This window comes from Xanthomonas sp. NCPPB 3582, from assembly GCF_041475735.2.
Classification (GTDB): Bacteria; Pseudomonadota; Gammaproteobacteria; order Xanthomonadales; family Xanthomonadaceae; genus Xanthomonas; species Xanthomonas codiaei.
Window position 1 is genome coordinate 1994496 of the sequence record NZ_CM192968.1, and the last position, 17062, is coordinate 2011557.

A 17062-nucleotide genomic window follows, 5' to 3' on the forward strand; every position below is an offset into this window, starting at 1 on the left:
GCAGGATTCGGGCGGTTAGCTCAGCGGTAGAGCACTACCTTGACATGGTAGGGGTCACAGGTTCGAACCCTGTACCGCCCACCACTCCAAGTCCAGATGGTATGACGACTTGGGTGGCATGAAGAACGCAACGACACTGCGTACTGAATTTTTGCGCGGAATATGTACTCCGTGCGGCGTGCAAAGCAACTTCTATTGGAGTCTTTGCGGATCCCACCTGTCTCGCACAGCGTCCAACGCCTCCACTTGCCTTGGCGCGAACGCGATCACCGTGGGTGCTGTCAGCATGAGCACCGCAGCGCCTCTCTCGTTCTCTTGATGCGTCCTATGGTTCGTGGATGGCGCAGTCGACCACTTCCAGTCGCGTGCGTTGGACCTCTCCTCGACTTACCTGGTTGATCGTCAAGGCTGGGCATGCGACTGGCTGTTTGCCATGCAACGTTTGGCCGCGACGTAGGGCCAGGTAATGTGTTGCGTCGTTTTTTCTTCACACGCACTGCGTTAGCATCTCGTGACGTCAGGCATGGAGCGCACAGCGATGGATGAGTATCAACATACTGTGCTTGCCAGAGGGGGGTACCGCGTCGTAGCGATTTCCCGTGAAAGGGTCTACACGCCGGATGCGGTGCTTGGGTACGCAGTTGTGACGGATGCGGGAACGCGGCTGACGCCTGACCTCTCCTACGACCAGGCAGCGATTTGGATCAATTCGCTGGTGGAAAGTGAGGGCGATGCGCGTGAACCTGGGTTGCCGGTCAAGCGATCTGCGCTGGGGCGATGACGATCGATCGCATGATGGCGGGAAGTAGTTGCGCGCGCGATTGGTTGCAGGGCTCGAGTGCGATGCAGGACCTACCTTCGGGGGCGAGCGACCAGGGTGGCGACTGCTCGCAGTGCAGGTGAGAACGTTTTCAAGAAGTGTGCTGCAAGTCACGTAAAACGTGTGAAGATGTGCAGCGATCGTTGACTCGCCTGGTGGTTAAGGGCAGAGTTATCAAGAATTTGCGGTTGGTAGAGCTTGGTTAAGGGGCGCGGCGCCGGAAGGGCCGTACAGGAGCGACACTATGGATGGTTCTCAAACGTATTCATTTTTTTCCCGCATGTCCTCGTCTGCGCCTGCAATGCGCTTGCGCGTCGGCCTTTCTGTGAACGAGTGGCTGGGTAATTTTTAAGAGACTGCCTTGGCTCCGCCGCTTACGAGTGCGTGGGATCGAGGCTTTTTGCGTTTTCAGGCCCGAAATTTACGAGTTGGAGAGTCAGAGTGAATTCGATGTACGCGTCCAAGCTATCGCTGGTCTTCGTGGTTGCGGGGTTGATCGGCGCCTGCGCGACCAAGCCTGCTCCTGACTTTGGTGGACGTTGGAAGCACGTCAATCATTTCGACGAAGCTCCAACCGAGATCCCGCTCTACACCTCCTATACCTACCAGGCCACGCCCATGGACGGGACGTTGAAAACCATGCTGGAGCGATGGGCGGCCGATTCGAATATGCAGCTGTCCTACAACCTGCCGTCGGACTACACCCTCATCGAGCCGGTTTCAAACATCAGCACAACCAGCGTCCAGCAGGCCGCCACCGAATTGAGCGCGGCGTACGCGGCACAAGGCGTTTCGGTAACCGTATCTGCCAACAAGCTGTTGGTGCAGCCGGTACCTGTTGCATCCGGAGCCAAGCTGCAATGACTGATCGCCGGTCGGGCGCCAGGGTGCGCGCGTCCAGCAGACAACGCAAGTCTCTCAAGCATCCGCGTGTCGTCGCGGCAATAGTTTTAGGCCTGTCAAGGCCTTCCGGTGATGGATCTCGACATGTTGCGTAAAAAGATCAGTGAAAAGGATGGATCCGCACAGGTGGGTGCGGCCGTCCAGAAAGCGGTGAATTACGAGGTGAGCATCGCTGATCTCGCGCGCCGCAGTGAAAAACGTGCGTGGATGGTGGCTGGTGTGTCCATGGTGATCACGGTCATGACTGCTGGCGGCTATTACTACATGCTGCCGCTCAAGGAAAAAGTGCCGTACCTGGTCATGGCAGATGCGTACTCCGGTACCAGTACTATCGCCAAACTCGAAGCCAATTTTGGCGGGCGGACGATCAGCACGAGCGAGGCGCTGGCACGCAGCAATATTGCGCGTTTCATCATCGCGCGTGAATCGTTCGACCTTTCCATCATCGGCCAGCGCGACTGGAACACGGTCTCGGCGATGGGGGCAACGAATGTCGTCAGCGAATATCGCGCACTGCATTCGTCCAACAATCCGTTGCGTCCCCTGAATACCTACGGCAAGCTCCGGGCGATTCGCGTCAACATCTTGAGCATTACCTTGATCGGCGGGCAGGGGCAGCCTTACAAGGGGGCGACCGTGCGCTTCCAGCGGACGGTGTATGACAAGAATTCCACTGTCTCCACGCTGCTAGACAACAAGATCGCGACCATGGCATTCGTCTACCAGGACAACCTGGAAATGAGTGACAGTCTGCGGGTGGAAAATCCCCTGGGCTTCCGCGTGACAGATTATCGGGTGGATAACGACTATTCCTCGCTACCGGTCGCCCCGGCTGCTGGCGCGGTGATCAACGCGCAGCCGCAGGCAGCAGTACAGCAAGCGGCGCCTGCCGTGGTCGACCCCAATGCGGCGAATATGACTGGTGCGGTACCGCAAGGCGGGGTGCCACTGCAGCAGGGAGCGGCACCGCAGGGCGGTGTGCCATTGCAGCAGGGAATGGTGCCGCAGGGTGGGGTGCCCCAACAGCAGACTCAGCCTGCATTCCCGGATCAGATGCAGCCGGCAGGTCAGCCTGCGGTACAACCTCAGAGGATGCCGAATAATGTCAATGGAGCAAGCGGTCGATGAAACTTTTTAATCGGTACAGGGCTGCGTTATTTTCAGCACTGCCACTTGCACTATGCGCTTTCTCGGCAGTTGCTCAAGTGGTGCAGGAGTATGAATACGCACCGGATCGTATCTATCAAGTGCGTACAGGCCTCGGGATCACCACCCAGGTCGAGCTGAGTCCGAACGAAAAGATCCTGGACTACAGTACCGGTTTCACTGGGGGCTGGGAGCTCACGCGGCGTGAGAATGTCTTCTATCTCAAGCCGAAGAATGTCGATGTCGATACGAACATGATGATTCGTACGGCAACGCATTCTTACATTCTCGAGCTCAAGGTGGTTGCGACCGATTGGCAGCGCCTGGAGCAGGCGAAGCAGGCAGGTGTCCAGTACAAGGTGGTCTTCACTTATCCGAAGGACACGAGTTTCAACAACGTCGAAGACGCTGATACATCGAAGAAAGGTCCCTTGCTGAATGCCAAGATTCTCAAGGATCGGCGTTATTACTACGACTACGATTATGCAACGCGCTCCAAGAAGTCCTGGCTGATTCCAAGCCGGGTCTATGACGACGGCAAGTTTACTTACATCAACATGGATTTGACGCGCTTCCCAACCGGGAATTTCCCCGCGGTATTTGCCCGGGAGAAGGAACATGCAGAGGATTTTCTCGTCAACACGACCGTAGAGGGCAATACCCTGATCGTGCACGGGACTTACCCTTTCCTGGTGGTTCGCCATGGCGATAACGTCGTCGGTCTGCGAAGGAACAAGCAAAAGTGAACTCGAATACTCCAAACAGTCCTGATGAGCGCTCCCCGAACAGTGGCGGGGAGGAGCAGCGCAACGGCGAGTACAACGAGCGCAGCAATCCGTATTTTGCCCGCCAGCAGGCAGGTGCAGAGCCGGATCTGGACGCCAATGAACCGGTGTTGCGCTCCAGCGACATCAAGCGGTTGAACCGAAAGGCGCTGGTATTCCTGGCTGCCATCGCGGCGCTGTTGATTCTTGCAATCTTCTGGCTTGCATCTGGAAGCGGTGAAGATTCTGCGCCTCCGAAGCCTCGCACAGAAACCGTGGTTGCACCGGCGTTGCCGCAAAACATGACCGCACCCGTCGAGGAGGCGCCGGTTCCGCTCGCGCAACAGCCGAGCTTGCCGCCCCTGCCGCCGATGCCGACCGATGAGACCGACGAGGTCAGCTCGGCTCCGGAGCGTCAGCGCGGTCCAACCTTGCTGGAGCGGCGCATTCTCGCCGAGTCATCCACGAATGGGGCAGGCTTGCCCGGTCAGGCTGGGGCGCAGCCTCCGCAGAGTCCAGAAGAGAGCCAGATCACGTTGGCCAAGCCGATCAGTAATCCTGATGGTCTGCTGGTGCGCGGGACCTATATCCGCTGCATCCTGGAAACCCGGATCATCTCCGATTTCGGCGGCTATACCTCGTGCATCGTCACCGAGCCGGTGTATTCCATCAACGGACACAACCTGCTTCTGCCCAAGGGGTCCAAGATGCTTGGGCAGTACGGCGCAGGGGAGCCGACGACTCGCCGTCTGCAGGTCGTGTGGGATCGCGTCACCACCCCGACCGGACTGGATGTGACCCTGGTAGGCCCTGGCATCGACACGCTCGGCAGCGCGGGTCACCCCGGCAATTACAACGCTCATTGGGGTAACAAGATCGCGTCCGCGCTGTTCATCAGCCTGTTGAGCGATGCGTTCAAGTATGCAGCTGCAGAGTACGGCCCGGAGACGACGACGATCGGCGTCGGTAGCGGAATCATCACGCAGCAGCCGTTTGAAAGTAACACCGCACGCAGCATGCAGCAGCTCGCGGAGCAGGCGGTCGAGAAATCCGGACGTCGTCCTGCCACCCTGACCATCAATCAGGGCACGGTACTGAACGTTTATGTTGCCAAGGACGTCGATTTCTCGGCTGTCCTGCCGAAGTGAATGAAGTGGTTGCCATGACGATCGACGATTCCCCGACAGCGCGAATTTCCAATGACTTCCTGGATTACCAGTACTCGGTCCTGGGCATCCTGGATTACTTGAACTCGCCGGACGTCACCGAAATCTGCATCAACCGTCCTGGCGAGTTGTACCTGGAAACCATCCATGGCTGGCAGCGTGTCGACGTGCCGTCTCTTACGTACGACCGTGCGCGCCAGTTCTGTACGGCAGTCGTCAATGAGAGCAATACCGGACAGCGCATCACCGATGCCGATCCGGTGGTGTCGTTGACCTTTCCAACCGGTCAACGCGCACAATTCGTGATACCTCCCGCCTGCGATGCGGGCAAGGTGTCCATCACGATCCGGCTTCCTTCCAAGCACACCAAGTCGCTGGAGCAATACAAGCACGACGGCTTCTTCGACGAGGTGCTGGAGCAATCGGCCGATGTCAGCGACCACGATCAGGAGCTGTTGGAGTTGCGTCGCAAGCGCGATTACGCGGAATTCTTCAAGAAGTGTGTGCTGTACAAGAAGAACGTGGTCGTTGCTGGAGCCACAGGTAGCGGCAAGACCACCTTCATGAAGGCGCTTGTCAACCACATTCCAAGCGAAGAGCGCCTGGTGACCATCGAGGACGCACGCGAGCTGTTCATCAGCCAGCCCAATGCCGTGCACCTGCTGTACTCCAAAGGCGGGCAGAGCACCAGTAACGTGACGGCCAAAAGCTGCATGGAAGCCTGTTTGCGCATGAAGCCGGACCGCATCATCCTGGCCGAGTTGCGTGGCGACGAGTCGTTCTACTTCATTCGTAACTGCGCCTCAGGGCACCCGGGTTCCATTACCAGTTGCCATGCAGGCAGTGTCGAGCAGACCTGGGACCAGCTGGCCTTGATGGTGAAGGCGTCCAATGAAGGCTCGGGCCTGGAGTTCGAGGTGATCAAGCGCCTGCTGAGGATGACCATCGACATCGTGGTTCACATCAAGGCGCACGCCGGGCGACGCTTCATCACGGGCATCGATTTCGACCCCTTGAGAACCTTGCGTGGTGGTTGAGGCGCCGGTTCTGCGGCGGAAGTTGATCTGATTCTGGAAGGAGGAATGACATGTTGCCTGGCATGGAATTGATGGGATGCACTGGACTGGCCGTTCCCGGCGAGGTGATGCAGCACGTTGTCCGTGTCGAGTCCTCTCGTAATCCCTATGCCATTGGCGTGGTCGGTGGCCGGTTGGTACGCGAGCCTCGAGGTTTGGCAGAGGCGGTTGCTACCGCCAAGATGCTGGAGCAGAAGGGCTACAACTTCTCCTTGGGGCTTGGCCAGGTCAATCGGTACAACCTGCAGAAATACGGCCTGACCAGCTACGAGATGGCATTCGAGAAGTGCCCGAATCTCGTCGCCGCCTCGCGCATCCTGGCCGAATGCCATTCCCGCTCCGGTGCCAACTGGGGTAAATCGTTCAGCTGTTACTACTCCGGAAACTTCGAAACCGGCTTCAAGCACGGCTACGTGCAGAAGATCTATGCATCGATCCGCCAGTCGGTAGCGTCTGCGGGCTCCGGGGCGGAGGCAATTGCAGTGGTGCCCACGCGCCAGGTGCAGTTGCGTCCGGCCAACCCACTGCGGCAGGCCGCTGCAGAATTGGCGGACGCAATCGTGGCCCGTCGCATTCAGGATTTTTCGGGTGTCGGCCACACGACGGCTTCACCCTCAGCGCCTATGCTAGCGCCATCTGCAGCACCTTATTCTCTGCCGAGCCGGACCACTCCCGTGGCTCCTGCGGCGGAGAACGAGCTGTACGTGGTAAAGCCGACGGGCCAGGGGCGTGGCGTGGCCTTGCCCGCCGTTGCTCCGCAGGCTGCTGTATCGCCAGATCAACCTGCTGCGCCCGTCGCTGAACAGCGCGCGCCGCAGACGACTCCGCAAGTCGATAGTGCATTTGTTTTTTAGGATGAAACATTGCCAGGGATATGGCTGCTGGACCCCCTCTGTTCCCAAGGAGTTAGACATGAAGTTTGAAATCGACAAGAAGACAGTTGCTGATGCCAAGATGGTCGGCACGCAGGCGATGAAAGCGGTGGTGTTTACATCGCTGTTGCTGGTAGCCGGTGGTGCCTTTGCGGGTAACACCGAACTCGGCGGCACGGACACCCGGGTCTGCGGGTTCCTGAACAATGTGACCAGGCTGCTTAACATGGGCTCGATCGCCGTGGTCACCATCGCCGTCATCGTCGCAGGCTATCAGATTGCCTTCGCGCACAAGCGCATTTCCGAGGTTTCCCCAATCCTTATCGGTGGTGTTCTGATTGGAGCAGCTGGCCAGATCGCCAACATGATTCTTAAGAACAACGAGAGTGATGGGAACACTTGCGAGGGAGTCAGCGCGTTGATGCAGATCGTTCAATACTATGCATAAAGATGTCCTCTTCCGCGGCTGCACCCGCCCGGCGATGTTCCTGGGGGTGCCGTACATCCCCTTCTTCATCGGTGCCGGCGGTGGCCTGCTGTTGGGGATGTACATCAACCTGTGGTACCTGTTCACCATTCCCGTCATCATCTTTGTCATGCAACAGATGGCCAAGCGTGACGAAATGATTTTCAGGTTGCTCGGGCTGCGTTGGCAGTTCCGGATGCGTGCACGAAACCGCGAACGTTATTCGGGCATGTGGGTGTTCAGTCCCAACGAATATCGCAAGACTCCCCCGGGCAAACCGCGATAGGCACGTGAACCGTTCAACCAACCCCACGCTCGAAGCCCGCGTGGGGTTGGTGTTTTCGATGATCCTTGGTGTGATGCTTCCTTCTTAACTTGGTAAGACCATGTTCAGCCCAGATAGTCCTATCAGCGAATTCGTTTCCGTTTCGACACACGTCGCGCCCTCCGTCGTCAAGACGACAGGTGGCGACTATCTGTTGATCTGGCATCTGGCTGGCTTGCCGTTCGTTGGGCGCGACGAATTCGAGTTGGAGCAGCGGCACAATACGTTCAACCGGTTGCTGCAGACCCTGCGCGCCCCGGACTTCGCCAATGTGGCGTTCTGGGCGCACGATGTTCGCCGCCGGCGAAGGATTGGAACCGGTGGGCGCTTCAAGCAATCGTTCAATCAGTCCCTGTCCGACGAATACTACGCTGCGCTGTCCTCGCAGAAGATCATGCAGAATGAACTGTATCTCAGCATGATCTATCGACCGGTTGTCACTGGCCGCCGGTTGGTCGAAAAATCCGCCAACCCAGACAAGATTCGGGCCGAGGAGGAGCAGGCCGCCGCCAAGCTCGTCGAACTCGCGACCAACGTCGAGGCGGTGCTGAAGGATTATTCGCCCTACCGTCTTGGAATGTACGAGGCCAAGAACGGTGTGGTTTTCTCCGAGACGCTGGAGTTTCTCGGCTACCTGCTCAACCGCATCGATGAGCCTGTCCCGGTGCTGCAGGCGCCGGTACCCGCATATCTGCCTGTCAGCAAGCATATGTTTGCCAACAAGACGGGCGATTTTGTCATCCGTACGCCGGACGGCATCAATCACTTCGGTGCGATCCTCAATGTCAAGGAATATGCCGACGGAACCTATCCCGGCATTCTCAATGGCCTGAAGTATCTGGATTTCGAGTACGTCATCACCCACTCCTTCAGCCCGGTCGGTCGTCACGATGCGCTGAAGGTGCTGGAACGAACCAAGGGCATGATGATTTCGTCGGGCGACAAATCGTCCAGCCAGATCCGCGATCTGGACCTGGCGATGGACGACGTGGCCTCCGGCAACTTCGTGCTGGGCGAATATCACTTCACCCTGGCGGTGTATGCCGATAGCCAAGAGAAGTTGGCCAGGCAGATCGCCACCACGCGTGCCGAGCTGTCCAATGCCGGTTTCGTCTCGGCCAAGGAAGATCTGGCGATTGCCTCGTCGTTCTACGCGCAGCTGCCGGGCAACTGGCGCTTCCGCACGCGCATCGCCAACCTGAGCTCGCTCAATTTCCTCGGCTTGTCGCCGCTGCATAACTTCGCCCAGGGCAAGCAGCACAACAATCCCTGGGGCGATTGTGTCACCACGTTGCAGACCACCAACGGCCAGCCGTACTACTTCAATTTCCACGCCACACACCCCGCGGAGAATTCGCTGGGTGAGAAGGCGATCGGCAATACGATGGTGATCGGTAAGTCCGGTACGGGTAAGACGGCGCTGATCAACTTCCTGCTGAGCCAGGTGCAGAAGTTCGATCCGATCCCGACCATCTTCTTCTTCGACAAGGACCGCGGCGCGGAGATTTTCGTGCGCGCCTGCGGCGGCAATTATCTGGCGCTGGAGAACGGTGTGCCGACCGGCTTCAACCCGTTCCAGTGCGAGCGCAATGAAGCCAACACGCAGTTCCTGGCCGAATTGATCAAGGTGCTGGGCGGCAAGGCCGAATACAGCGCTCGCGAGGAGGAGGACATCTATCGTGCGGTGGAGGGCATGCTGGACACGCCAATGCACCTGCGCAGCATGAGCAACTTCCGCAAGAGCCTGCCCAATATGGGCGACGACGGCCTGTACGCGCGTCTGCGCCGTTGGACGGCGGGCAATTCGCTGGGCTGGGTGTTCGACAACCCGGTCGATACCGTCGACCTGACGCGCGCGTCCATCATCGGCTTCGACTACACGGATGTGATCGACAACGCCGAAGTGCGCGTGCCGGTGATCAACTACCTGCTGCACCGTCTGGAGGCCTTGATCGACGGCCGCCCGCTGATCTACGTGATGGACGAATTCTGGAAGATCCTGGACGGCAAGGGCGGCTTGAAGGAATTCGCCAAGAACAAGCAGAAGACGATCCGTAAGCAGAACGGTCTGGGCATCTTTGCCACCCAGAGCCCGGAAGATGCGCTGGCCAGCGACATCGCTGCGGCCCTGATCGAACAGACCGCCACGATGGTGTTGCTGCCCAACCCCAATGCCAGCCGCGACGACTACATCGACGGCCTCAAGCTCACCGATGCCGAATACCAGGTGGTGGTCTCGCTGGACGAGCGCTCGCGCTGCTTCCTGGTCAAGCAAGGCCACGCCTCGGCGGTGTGCCAGCTCAACCTGCGTGGCATGGACGATGCCTTGTCGGTGATTTCGTCCTCGACCGACAACATCGAGATCCTGCACCAGGTGTTGGCGGGCAAGGCCAGCAAGCTGGGCGTCACCGTCGACCAGCTGACGCCCGAACAGTGGTTGACCGATTTTTATGCCAACCGTAAGGGCTCGGGCAAGCGCAAGTCGGTCAAGGACAAGGAAGTCGAAGATGCATAGGCAATCCACTCATCCGCAATCGTTTCATTCCGCACCAACTTCATCTGTGTCACAGGAGGCGAAGAACACCATGGCAACCACGTTCAGACATTTTTCCCAGCTCTTCATGGGACTGGTGCTGCTCAGCATGGCGGGAGCGGCCAGTGCGCAGTGGGAGGTCATTGACAACAAGTTGATCGAAAAGGTGGAGCAGATTCGCAAGAATCAGACCATCAAAAATGGCGATGGCAAGGAATCCAGTGGCAAGGAAGTCGAGAAGCCTAAGGAAAAGATCGAGAAGATTCCCGATGACCAAGGTGTGGCAGCGTGTGCTGCTTCAACGAAGGGAACGCCAGTTTCTGATTCGCAGAAGGAATCATGCGAATTGATTCAACGCACTCTCAATTCGCAGTACAACTACATGGTCGCCATGTATGAGATCACGACCAAGCGCCTTGAACGGTTGCGCAAAATCGAGGACGAGCGCAAGAAGATTGGCGACCAGAAGATCGGCGAATTGGAGAGCAATACCAACAAGCTGCTCGCATTGAAGGCGATGATGGATATCGACCGTCAGCAGATGGAATCGGCAATGTTTGCTTACGACAAGCGCATTGCATACCTGACTGGGCAACAGACAGCAGCAGCCAAGGCGGCAATGGCTGGCAAGGAACCGCCTAAAAGCAATCGTTGGAGTTGGGTGCCGGACTGGGTGCCGGACGATGTGTTGAGCTTGGGTAAGACGCTCGTGGCCGGTGCAGTAATGAAGGGCGCGTTTGAGGCCATCAAGTCGGACACGCCAGCCGGCATGGAAAGGCTGGAGATTGACAAGAACTGATGGAGCCGGATCCCCTCTTTAGGCAACATACTCAAACCCGGGGCAGCGACTGCCCCACGGCGCAGCCGTCTAGTGGATGTGGTGACATATGGATTTTTTGACGAACATCGCCAACTACGAATTTTTTCGTCTGATTAATGACTACCTGCGCGATGAGATTGCGATCTTTCAATGGGAGTTGTTGCAGCGAACGACGGCCTGGGTGGGGATGGTGTCATTGACGGTGTTGACGCTTTGGATCTTCATCCAGGGTTATCGCATCGTGACCGGCCAGTCCCGCGAAGCGGCGATGGGGTTGGTGGTAACGGCGCTGCGTGCCGCGCTGATCATCGGGCTGGCGACCAGCATGGCCCAAGGCTCGCCGCGATTGTATTGGACGCTGACGGATGGGATTAGTCAGGCAATCACCAAGACAGTGACTGGCAGTTCAAAAAGCCCCTACGAGGCAATCGACAAGAATCTGATGCTGATGCAGGTGGCGATGTCGGCCTTGGATCAGATCAAGACAGGCGGCGATGAAGAGAGCAAGGATGAAAAAGATAGGGCTCGTTGGTTCACTGGGATCGGTATGGCAGGTCCCGGAGTCGTTGCAGGCTCAATGCTTTTGCTGAACAAGCTGGCGATGGCGCTGGTGGTGGGCTTTGGTCCACTGTTCATCCTGTGTCTGCTATTCCAGGCGACGAAGTCATTGTTCAGCAAATGGCTACTATACGGACTGGGTACTGTGTTTTCGCTGTCTGTTTTGACCTTCACCGTGGGTTTGGCTACCAAGGTGGTCGGTGCAGTAGGTGCAGCGTTCGTCGCGAAGTGGGCGATGAATGGGTTTACGGGCGAGGGCATCAGCAGCATGGCGCTGCAGCAGGGAGGATTGGGACTGGTGTTAACGACGTTGATCATCACCGCGCCCCCCATGGCCGCAGCTTTCTTCCAGGGCACGCTGGGCCAGTTCACCGCGTACTCCGCGCTGGGGCAGCTGGATCGGGCAGGCCAGTCGCCGGGTGCTGGGCGGCCTTATGAGCCGGGTGCGCCGGAGCGTGAAACCTCAAGGCCCAGTGAGCAAAGAGAGGCGCGCACTACTGCTGGGATGCGTACAGAAGCATCGTCAAGTCAAGAGAACATTAGCGGCAGTCGTGGCCTTGCGAAAAATTAATTTTTCCTTATTAAGGGCGTTCCCATGATTCGTTTTGGTTTCTTGTTTGTGCTGAATTTATTTCTATCTGGCGTTGCATTTGGGCAGACTGCATGTCCTGTTGGAGTGGCACCAGGCAGTCCGCAATGTGGGCCAGACTCTGGTACATCAAGGGGGGATATTCCGGATCCGCCACCTAGACCTACTGGCGAGTGGCTAAAAACATGGGGCGCAATTGCAGGCTCCAACGCAACTGGAGAGAGCGGTGCTGTCACAGGTAAGTTAAGTCGTCAAGAGGCGGAAAGAAAAGCCGTTCAACTGTGCGCTGAAGGTGGGGCTACAGATTGTAAGGTGGATTTAAGTTATAAAAATCAGTGCGCAGCATCGGTTTCTTCAGATAAGAAAAGTTTTCTTCAGGGTGCCGAAAGTAAAGATATTGCAATCAATCTTGCTATGAGAGATTGTAAAGATCATGGTGGTGGCGAGTGTAAAGTCATCTACTCGGGGTGTTCGGATCCAATATTTAAGAAGTACTAAGATGATTTTATCTAAATCTTCTTGCTCGTGATGTAGGGGCGGAAGCTAAAGTGTACGATTTGGTGTAAATGGGATTTTTCATGTCGCCGAAGAATATATGGGTATTTTTTTTGGCTTTGGGGTTTCTGATGCTAGGCGCTTGCCGGCAAGACGCCACTTCCGCGAAAAAGAATGAAGGCATCAAGGAAGAACGCAGAGATATGCGAAAAGACAGTTCTGAATCGTCGCCTCAGCCTAAAAATTCGGAAGGAGTGGCCCGAGTGACATCGCTTTATCAAGTCGTCTCTCTACTTGTTTTCAACGATGGCGCTTCTTGGTCGAGCTTCGACAGCACTCCAGGCGTGCAGTGGCGGGAGTCTTCTCCGCAGCCCAATCCTGACAGCAGTGATCCCGAAAACTCAAAGTCCCGTAGCGGAATACTTGTTCTCGATGGCTTTGGCATGGTTGACGTACCTGACGGGAATCAAGGGGCTGATGCGGGAGTGAAGAAGGTCAATGAAGGTGAGTCAGGCCTTACACTCATAGGGGATGCGCAGAATGTGCACTCGATTGCGGTAAAGAAGTTTTATGTCAGCCCCGAATATGCTGATGTAGTGAAACGTCAGCTCCCTGATACAGCCTCGGTACGTCTCTTTGCTGGAGACTGTGCTCAAGACATAGAGGATGGTCCCGACACTCAGACGAAATTTTACGTGGTAGAACTCGAGGGCCGTCAGCTGTTCCTGGAGGCGTACGTTGACGACGGCGAGGGCTCACGTGGACCTGGCTACACAACTTTTCTTTTTACCAAGGCAAAGCCCGATAAGAGAATAAAAGAGTTGCAATGTAAGGTGTTCTAAATGCGCAACATCCGGCGCCACTAGAAGGGTGGTGCTTTACCCAACCGTCATATCCAGAGGACATGCATCATGGCTGATAGACGAGAAAAAGCGGCGGCCACCGCTCAGGCTTATAGCCAAGGGAATATCGCAGGGCTGGACGACGCAACGACGCGTCGATTGATTGCGTCAACTGTCATGACCGAGAGCAATGGCGGCGACCTCTCGATCACCAATAGACAGGGATACGTGGGTCGCTATCATGTAATGACCCACCGGTTTCTGCACAGGTCATGCGGTTAATGTAGCGGCATAGGCCGCATCCGGGGTCATCATCTTCAGCGCCTGGTGAGGGCGCTGTTGGTTGTAGAAGGCGATCCAGTCAGCAATCACTCGCAGCGCGTGTGTGTGGCTCTCAAAGCGATGTCGGTGCACGCACTGTTCCTTCAAGGTCCGGATCACACGCTCCACCATCCCGTTCTGCTGTGGGCAATGCGGGGTGATGAACTCCTGCATCAGCCCATAGCTGCGAACCAGTCGGGTGTAGTCGCGGCTGGTGAACACCAGACCATTGTCTGAGCGAAGCAGAAATGGCTCCTGCACTCGGCCCAGCGTGCCGTAGCGTGTGATGAGCGCCTGCTCCAGTGCGGCAGATGCGGTGCTGGCTTTACCGGTCCGTGACAGGTGCCAGCCGAGCAGTTGCCGCGTGCTGCAGTCGATCACCAGCGCCAGACTCAGCCAGCCGTCCTTGCCGCCCCAAACGCGACACAGATCAGTGGCCCAGCGTTGATCCGGCTTCTCGGCGCGGGAGACCTTGGCTTCAATGCGCGGGCGCTGGCCAAGGGCACGCTTGCGCACCTGCCAGCCCTTCAGCTGGAAGATCCGCTGCACCGTGTTTTTGTTCATACCAAGCAGCGCAGCGACCGTGCGATAGCCGAAACTCGGCTCCGTCTCGATCATCTTCTTGATCGGTTCGGCCAGCTCCGGCTTCACTTTGGCTGGCGATCTGGTCGGCTTGTAGTACGTCGTGCGACGTGCCACACCGAACCATTGGCACAACTTGGTCATCGGAACCGAAACACCTTCGTCCTTCAGGCCCTGCTGGACCGAGAGCATCAGCTCTCGTCCTTTCCCAGCAGGGAGGCCAGCTTTTTTCGGGCGCGGATCTCCAACATCGCCTCGCCGTAGGCCTCCTGCAAGTCCTTCAGCTGCCGCTCGTACTGCTCGCGCACGTCCTCGGGCTTCGCCCGCAGGGCGTTCTCCATGCCTCGCTTGCCCTCCTCAACCCAGTTCTCGATCTCAGCCGGGGTCAGGTCGAACTGCCGGCTGGCCGCTGCTACCGTCGTCTTGCTCTGGATGATCTCAAGCACCAGCGCTGACTTGCGCCGGGCGGTCCAGCGCTTGATCTCTTCTTCCATCACTTCGCTCATCGGTGTCTCCTTCGGGGAAAGTAACACCTGAGCAGGAAATCAGTGGGTCATTACAGCGATGGGGTTGGTGGTCACGGCGCTGCGGGCGGCGCTGATCATCGGTTTGGCGACGAGCATGGCCAAGGGTTCGCCGCAACTGTATTGGACTCTCACCGATGGCATCAGTTCGGCGATCACCAAGACAGTGACAGGTGACTCCGATAGCCCCTACAAGTCGATCGACCAGAACCTGATGCTGATGCAGATGGCGCTGGCTGGGTTGGATCAGATCAAGACCGGCGGCGATAAAGAAAGCGAAGACGCCAAGAACCGTGCGCGCTGGTTCACTGGCATCGGCATGGCGGGCCCAGGAGTCGTTGCAGGCTCGATGCTGTTGCTGAACAAGCTGGCGATGGCGATGGTGGTCGGGTTTGGCCCGTTGTTCATCCTGTGCCTGCTGTTCCAGGCCACGAAGTCGTTGTTCAGCAAGTGGCTGCTATATGGGTTGGGCACCATGTTCTCTCTGTCGGTGCTGACGTTTACAGTGAGCTTGGCGACCAAGGTCGTGGGTGCGGTAGGCGTGGCGTTCCTGGCCAAATGGGCGGTCAGCGGCGGCAACGGCGAGGGCATCAGCAGCATGGCGCTACAGCAGGGAGGGATTGGCTTGGTTTTGACGACGTTGATCCTAACCGCACCACCAATGGCCGCAGCCTTCTTCCAGGGCACGCTGGGCCAGTTCGTCCCGTACTCGGCGGTTGGCTCGTTGGGCTCGTCGGATGCGGCGTCTAACGCTAATAGGCAGGGGCCGAATGCGCAGATGCATCCGCCGGCTAGAGATTCCGTTAACACTACCGGTCAAACAGTAAATGCAACCCCTAGGTCCATACAATCTGATTCGCAGTCTCAAGATACAGCCGCAGGAGTTCGCGGGCTCGCGCAAAAGTAGTTAATAACCTTAGGTGGTTACAATGATTCGTTTTTGGATATTTTTACTTGCTTCGCCGGGTCTGGCTTTATGTCATGTGGCCTTAGGGCAAACTAGATGCCCTATCGGTACTCAGATGGGGAGTATGCAGTGCATTCCTGATACTCCTGAAATGCAGGGAGGGAGCGGAGACCCCGCGCCGACAGGCGAATGGGTCAAAACGTGGGGGGCCATTGCGATGTCGGAGTCCACGGGGGATGTTGGTACTACGAAAGGAAAGCTATCTAAAGGCGACGCGAAGAATTCAGCTATCCAACAATGTTCTAAAAATGGTGCCGATGACTGTAAGGTGACTTTGGTGTATCGCAACCAATGTGCAGCTCTGGCGGCCTCGCAGGTTAGTACTTTTTTTCAAGCCTCTGCGAGCAAGGATGCTGCAATTAGTCAAGTAGTTAAGATGTGTGAAAGTAGCGGGAGAGGGGGGGGTGTGAGGTCATGTTTTCAGAATGCTCTGATCCAATATTTAAAAAATATTAATTTGAATTATAAGGATTTCCTATGATGGCGCGTGCATTGGCAAGAGCCGTGGTGGGGATGCTGTGTTTAGCCTGCGTTGTCTCGCTTACAGCGTGCAGTTCTGGCAATGCTCCGTCGGCAGAGGTTGGGACGAAAATTCCCGCTGAAGCTCAATCTGGCAAAAAGTCTGAATTCTCGTCGCAAAAGGAATTGAAGATGTCATCTGCTGCGAATGCGAAACTGAACGATCAGGGTGAGATACACACAAAAATCAACGGCATCGCTGTTTCAGTCAAAGCGCAGGGTTGCAACGAAAGAAGTCCCGGCATTTTTTTATGTAATAGGTCTGTGATTGTGGAAGTTATATTTCCAGGTGGCAAGCCCATTGCTGTCGAGCCAGAGGCTTTATATTTAGACAGTAATGCTACGCTCTATCACGGTCCCTTGGATGATAGTTATAAGAAGAATGGCCACTCGATCATTTTGACTGACATCAACAGCGATGGGCACGAGGATCTTGTGATTTGGTCTGGCAAGGAAGGCAACTATGGCGGATCTTCTTACAGTGTCTATCTCTATGACTCAACCCAGCAACGCCTCGTTTTTAATCAGTCGCTATCCGATATAACAGTGATGGCAAATGGGCTGTTTTCCGTGAAAGGGAACATGCTTACGTCCTCATCTGGTGATGGGTGTTGTCTACATGTGTTTGATACCTATGAGCTCAAGAACGACGAAGCAGTGCTGGTTGAGCGAGTAACCGAAGACACGAACGATCCTGCTAATCCTAAGACAGTAACAGAGAGGCTTCAAAACGGCGAAATGAAGGAGGTGGCTAACTGACAAGCAGATTTTTCT

The 17062-nt window shown here is 56.7% G+C and carries 19 protein-coding genes and 1 tRNA gene; 18 read left to right on the forward strand and 2 right to left on the reverse strand.

Going from position 1 to position 17062, the window contains the following annotated elements:
- Positions 1 to 9 precede the first annotated feature (9 nt).
- The 15 genes from ACCQ05_RS08475 (at position 10) to ACCQ05_RS08545 (ending at position 13375) form a co-directional block, all read left to right on the forward strand.
- Positions 10 to 84 (forward strand) — tRNA-Val (locus tag ACCQ05_RS08475).
- A 454-nt stretch (positions 85 to 538) separates the two neighbouring features.
- The gene (locus tag ACCQ05_RS08480) at positions 539 to 781 is read left to right on the forward strand and encodes a hypothetical protein (protein ID WP_372393504.1); all 243 of its coding nucleotides are present in this window, start codon (positions 539 to 541) and stop codon (positions 779 to 781) included.
- 489 nt (positions 782 to 1270) lie between these two features.
- Entirely contained in the window at positions 1271 to 1684 is a 414-nt protein-coding gene (locus ACCQ05_RS08485) for a TcpQ domain-containing protein (RefSeq protein ID WP_228964072.1), read from the forward strand.
- Positions 1685 to 1807: 123 nt separating this feature from the next.
- The gene (locus tag ACCQ05_RS08490) at positions 1808 to 2851 is read left to right on the forward strand and encodes a VirB8 family type IV secretion system protein (RefSeq protein ID WP_372393505.1); all 1044 of its coding nucleotides are present in this window, start codon (positions 1808 to 1810) and stop codon (positions 2849 to 2851) included.
- Positions 2848 to 3615, forward strand: a complete 768-nt coding sequence (locus tag ACCQ05_RS08495) for a TrbG/VirB9 family P-type conjugative transfer protein (protein ID WP_228964058.1) — start codon at positions 2848 to 2850, stop codon at positions 3613 to 3615. The genes ACCQ05_RS08490 and ACCQ05_RS08495 overlap by 4 nt, the downstream gene beginning before the upstream one ends.
- Positions 3612 to 4781 (forward strand): TrbI/VirB10 family protein, encoded by a 1170-nt coding sequence (locus ACCQ05_RS08500; RefSeq protein ID WP_324250842.1) that lies wholly within the window; start codon positions 3612 to 3614, stop codon positions 4779 to 4781. Before ACCQ05_RS08495 ends, ACCQ05_RS08500 begins: the two co-directional genes overlap by 4 nt.
- Before the next feature lie 5 nt (positions 4782 to 4786).
- Positions 4787 to 5836 carry a P-type DNA transfer ATPase VirB11 gene (gene virB11 / locus ACCQ05_RS08505; protein WP_372393506.1) on the forward strand — a complete coding sequence of 350 codons (1050 nt, stop codon included), beginning with the start codon at positions 4787 to 4789 and terminating at the stop codon, positions 5834 to 5836.
- Between the two features lie 62 nt (positions 5837 to 5898).
- The gene (locus ACCQ05_RS08510) at positions 5899 to 6729 is read left to right on the forward strand and encodes a lytic transglycosylase domain-containing protein (protein ID WP_372393996.1); all 831 of its coding nucleotides are present in this window, start codon (positions 5899 to 5901) and stop codon (positions 6727 to 6729) included.
- 58 nt (positions 6730 to 6787) lie between these two features.
- Complete coding sequence (locus tag ACCQ05_RS08515; protein WP_372393507.1) at positions 6788 to 7195, forward strand: TrbC/VirB2 family protein; 408 nt, start codon at positions 6788 to 6790, stop codon at positions 7193 to 7195.
- A complete protein-coding gene (locus ACCQ05_RS08520; RefSeq protein WP_228964055.1) occupies positions 7188 to 7499 on the forward strand; it encodes a VirB3 family type IV secretion system protein in 312 nt (103 codons plus the stop codon). The genes ACCQ05_RS08515 and ACCQ05_RS08520 overlap by 8 nt, the downstream gene beginning before the upstream one ends.
- Positions 7500 to 7599: 100 nt before the next feature.
- Positions 7600 to 10053 carry a VirB4 family type IV secretion/conjugal transfer ATPase gene (locus tag ACCQ05_RS08525; protein ID WP_372393508.1) on the forward strand — a complete coding sequence of 818 codons (2454 nt, stop codon included), beginning with the start codon at positions 7600 to 7602 and terminating at the stop codon, positions 10051 to 10053.
- The gene (locus ACCQ05_RS08530) at positions 10046 to 10870 is read left to right on the forward strand and encodes a hypothetical protein (protein ID WP_228961558.1); all 825 of its coding nucleotides are present in this window, start codon (positions 10046 to 10048) and stop codon (positions 10868 to 10870) included. The genes ACCQ05_RS08525 and ACCQ05_RS08530 overlap by 8 nt, the downstream gene beginning before the upstream one ends.
- Positions 10871 to 10958: 88 nt before the next feature.
- Positions 10959 to 12020, forward strand: a complete 1062-nt coding sequence (locus ACCQ05_RS08535; protein WP_372393509.1) for a TrbL/VirB6 family protein — start codon at positions 10959 to 10961, stop codon at positions 12018 to 12020.
- Between the two features lie 24 nt (positions 12021 to 12044).
- A complete protein-coding gene (locus ACCQ05_RS08540) occupies positions 12045 to 12536 on the forward strand; it encodes a DUF4189 domain-containing protein (protein ID WP_218553197.1) in 492 nt (163 codons plus the stop codon).
- A gap of 80 nt (positions 12537 to 12616) precedes the next feature.
- The gene (locus ACCQ05_RS08545; RefSeq protein ID WP_372393510.1) at positions 12617 to 13375 is read left to right on the forward strand and encodes a hypothetical protein; all 759 of its coding nucleotides are present in this window, start codon (positions 12617 to 12619) and stop codon (positions 13373 to 13375) included.
- 270 nt (positions 13376 to 13645) lie between these two features.
- On the opposite strand, the gene ACCQ05_RS08550 is transcribed toward ACCQ05_RS08545, so the two are convergent.
- Positions 13646 to 14470 carry an IS3 family transposase gene (locus ACCQ05_RS08550; RefSeq protein ID WP_228964733.1) on the reverse strand — a complete coding sequence of 275 codons (825 nt, stop codon included), beginning with the start codon at positions 14468 to 14470 and terminating at the stop codon, positions 13646 to 13648.
- A complete protein-coding gene (locus tag ACCQ05_RS08555) occupies positions 14470 to 14784 on the reverse strand; it encodes a DUF1153 domain-containing protein (RefSeq protein WP_104544392.1) in 315 nt (104 codons plus the stop codon). Before ACCQ05_RS08555 ends, ACCQ05_RS08550 begins: the two co-directional genes overlap by 1 nt.
- A 58-nt stretch (positions 14785 to 14842) precedes the next feature.
- Between ACCQ05_RS08555 and ACCQ05_RS08560 the strand changes: the two genes are divergently transcribed.
- Genes ACCQ05_RS08560 through ACCQ05_RS08570 form a run of 3 tightly spaced genes read left to right on the forward strand, consistent with a single transcriptional unit; the run spans position 14843 to position 17047 of the window.
- On the forward strand, positions 14843 to 15709 hold the full coding sequence (locus ACCQ05_RS08560; RefSeq protein ID WP_372393511.1) for a type IV secretion system protein: 867 nt from the start codon (positions 14843 to 14845) through the stop codon (positions 15707 to 15709).
- A gap of 22 nt (positions 15710 to 15731) precedes the next feature.
- Positions 15732 to 16250, forward strand: a complete 519-nt coding sequence (locus ACCQ05_RS08565) for a DUF4189 domain-containing protein (protein WP_372393512.1) — start codon at positions 15732 to 15734, stop codon at positions 16248 to 16250.
- Positions 16247 to 17047: an XAC2610-related protein gene (locus ACCQ05_RS08570; RefSeq protein ID WP_372393513.1), complete on the forward strand. Its 801-nt coding sequence runs from the start codon at positions 16247 to 16249 to the stop codon at positions 17045 to 17047. The genes ACCQ05_RS08565 and ACCQ05_RS08570 overlap by 4 nt, the downstream gene beginning before the upstream one ends.
- Positions 17048 to 17062 lie beyond the last annotated feature (15 nt).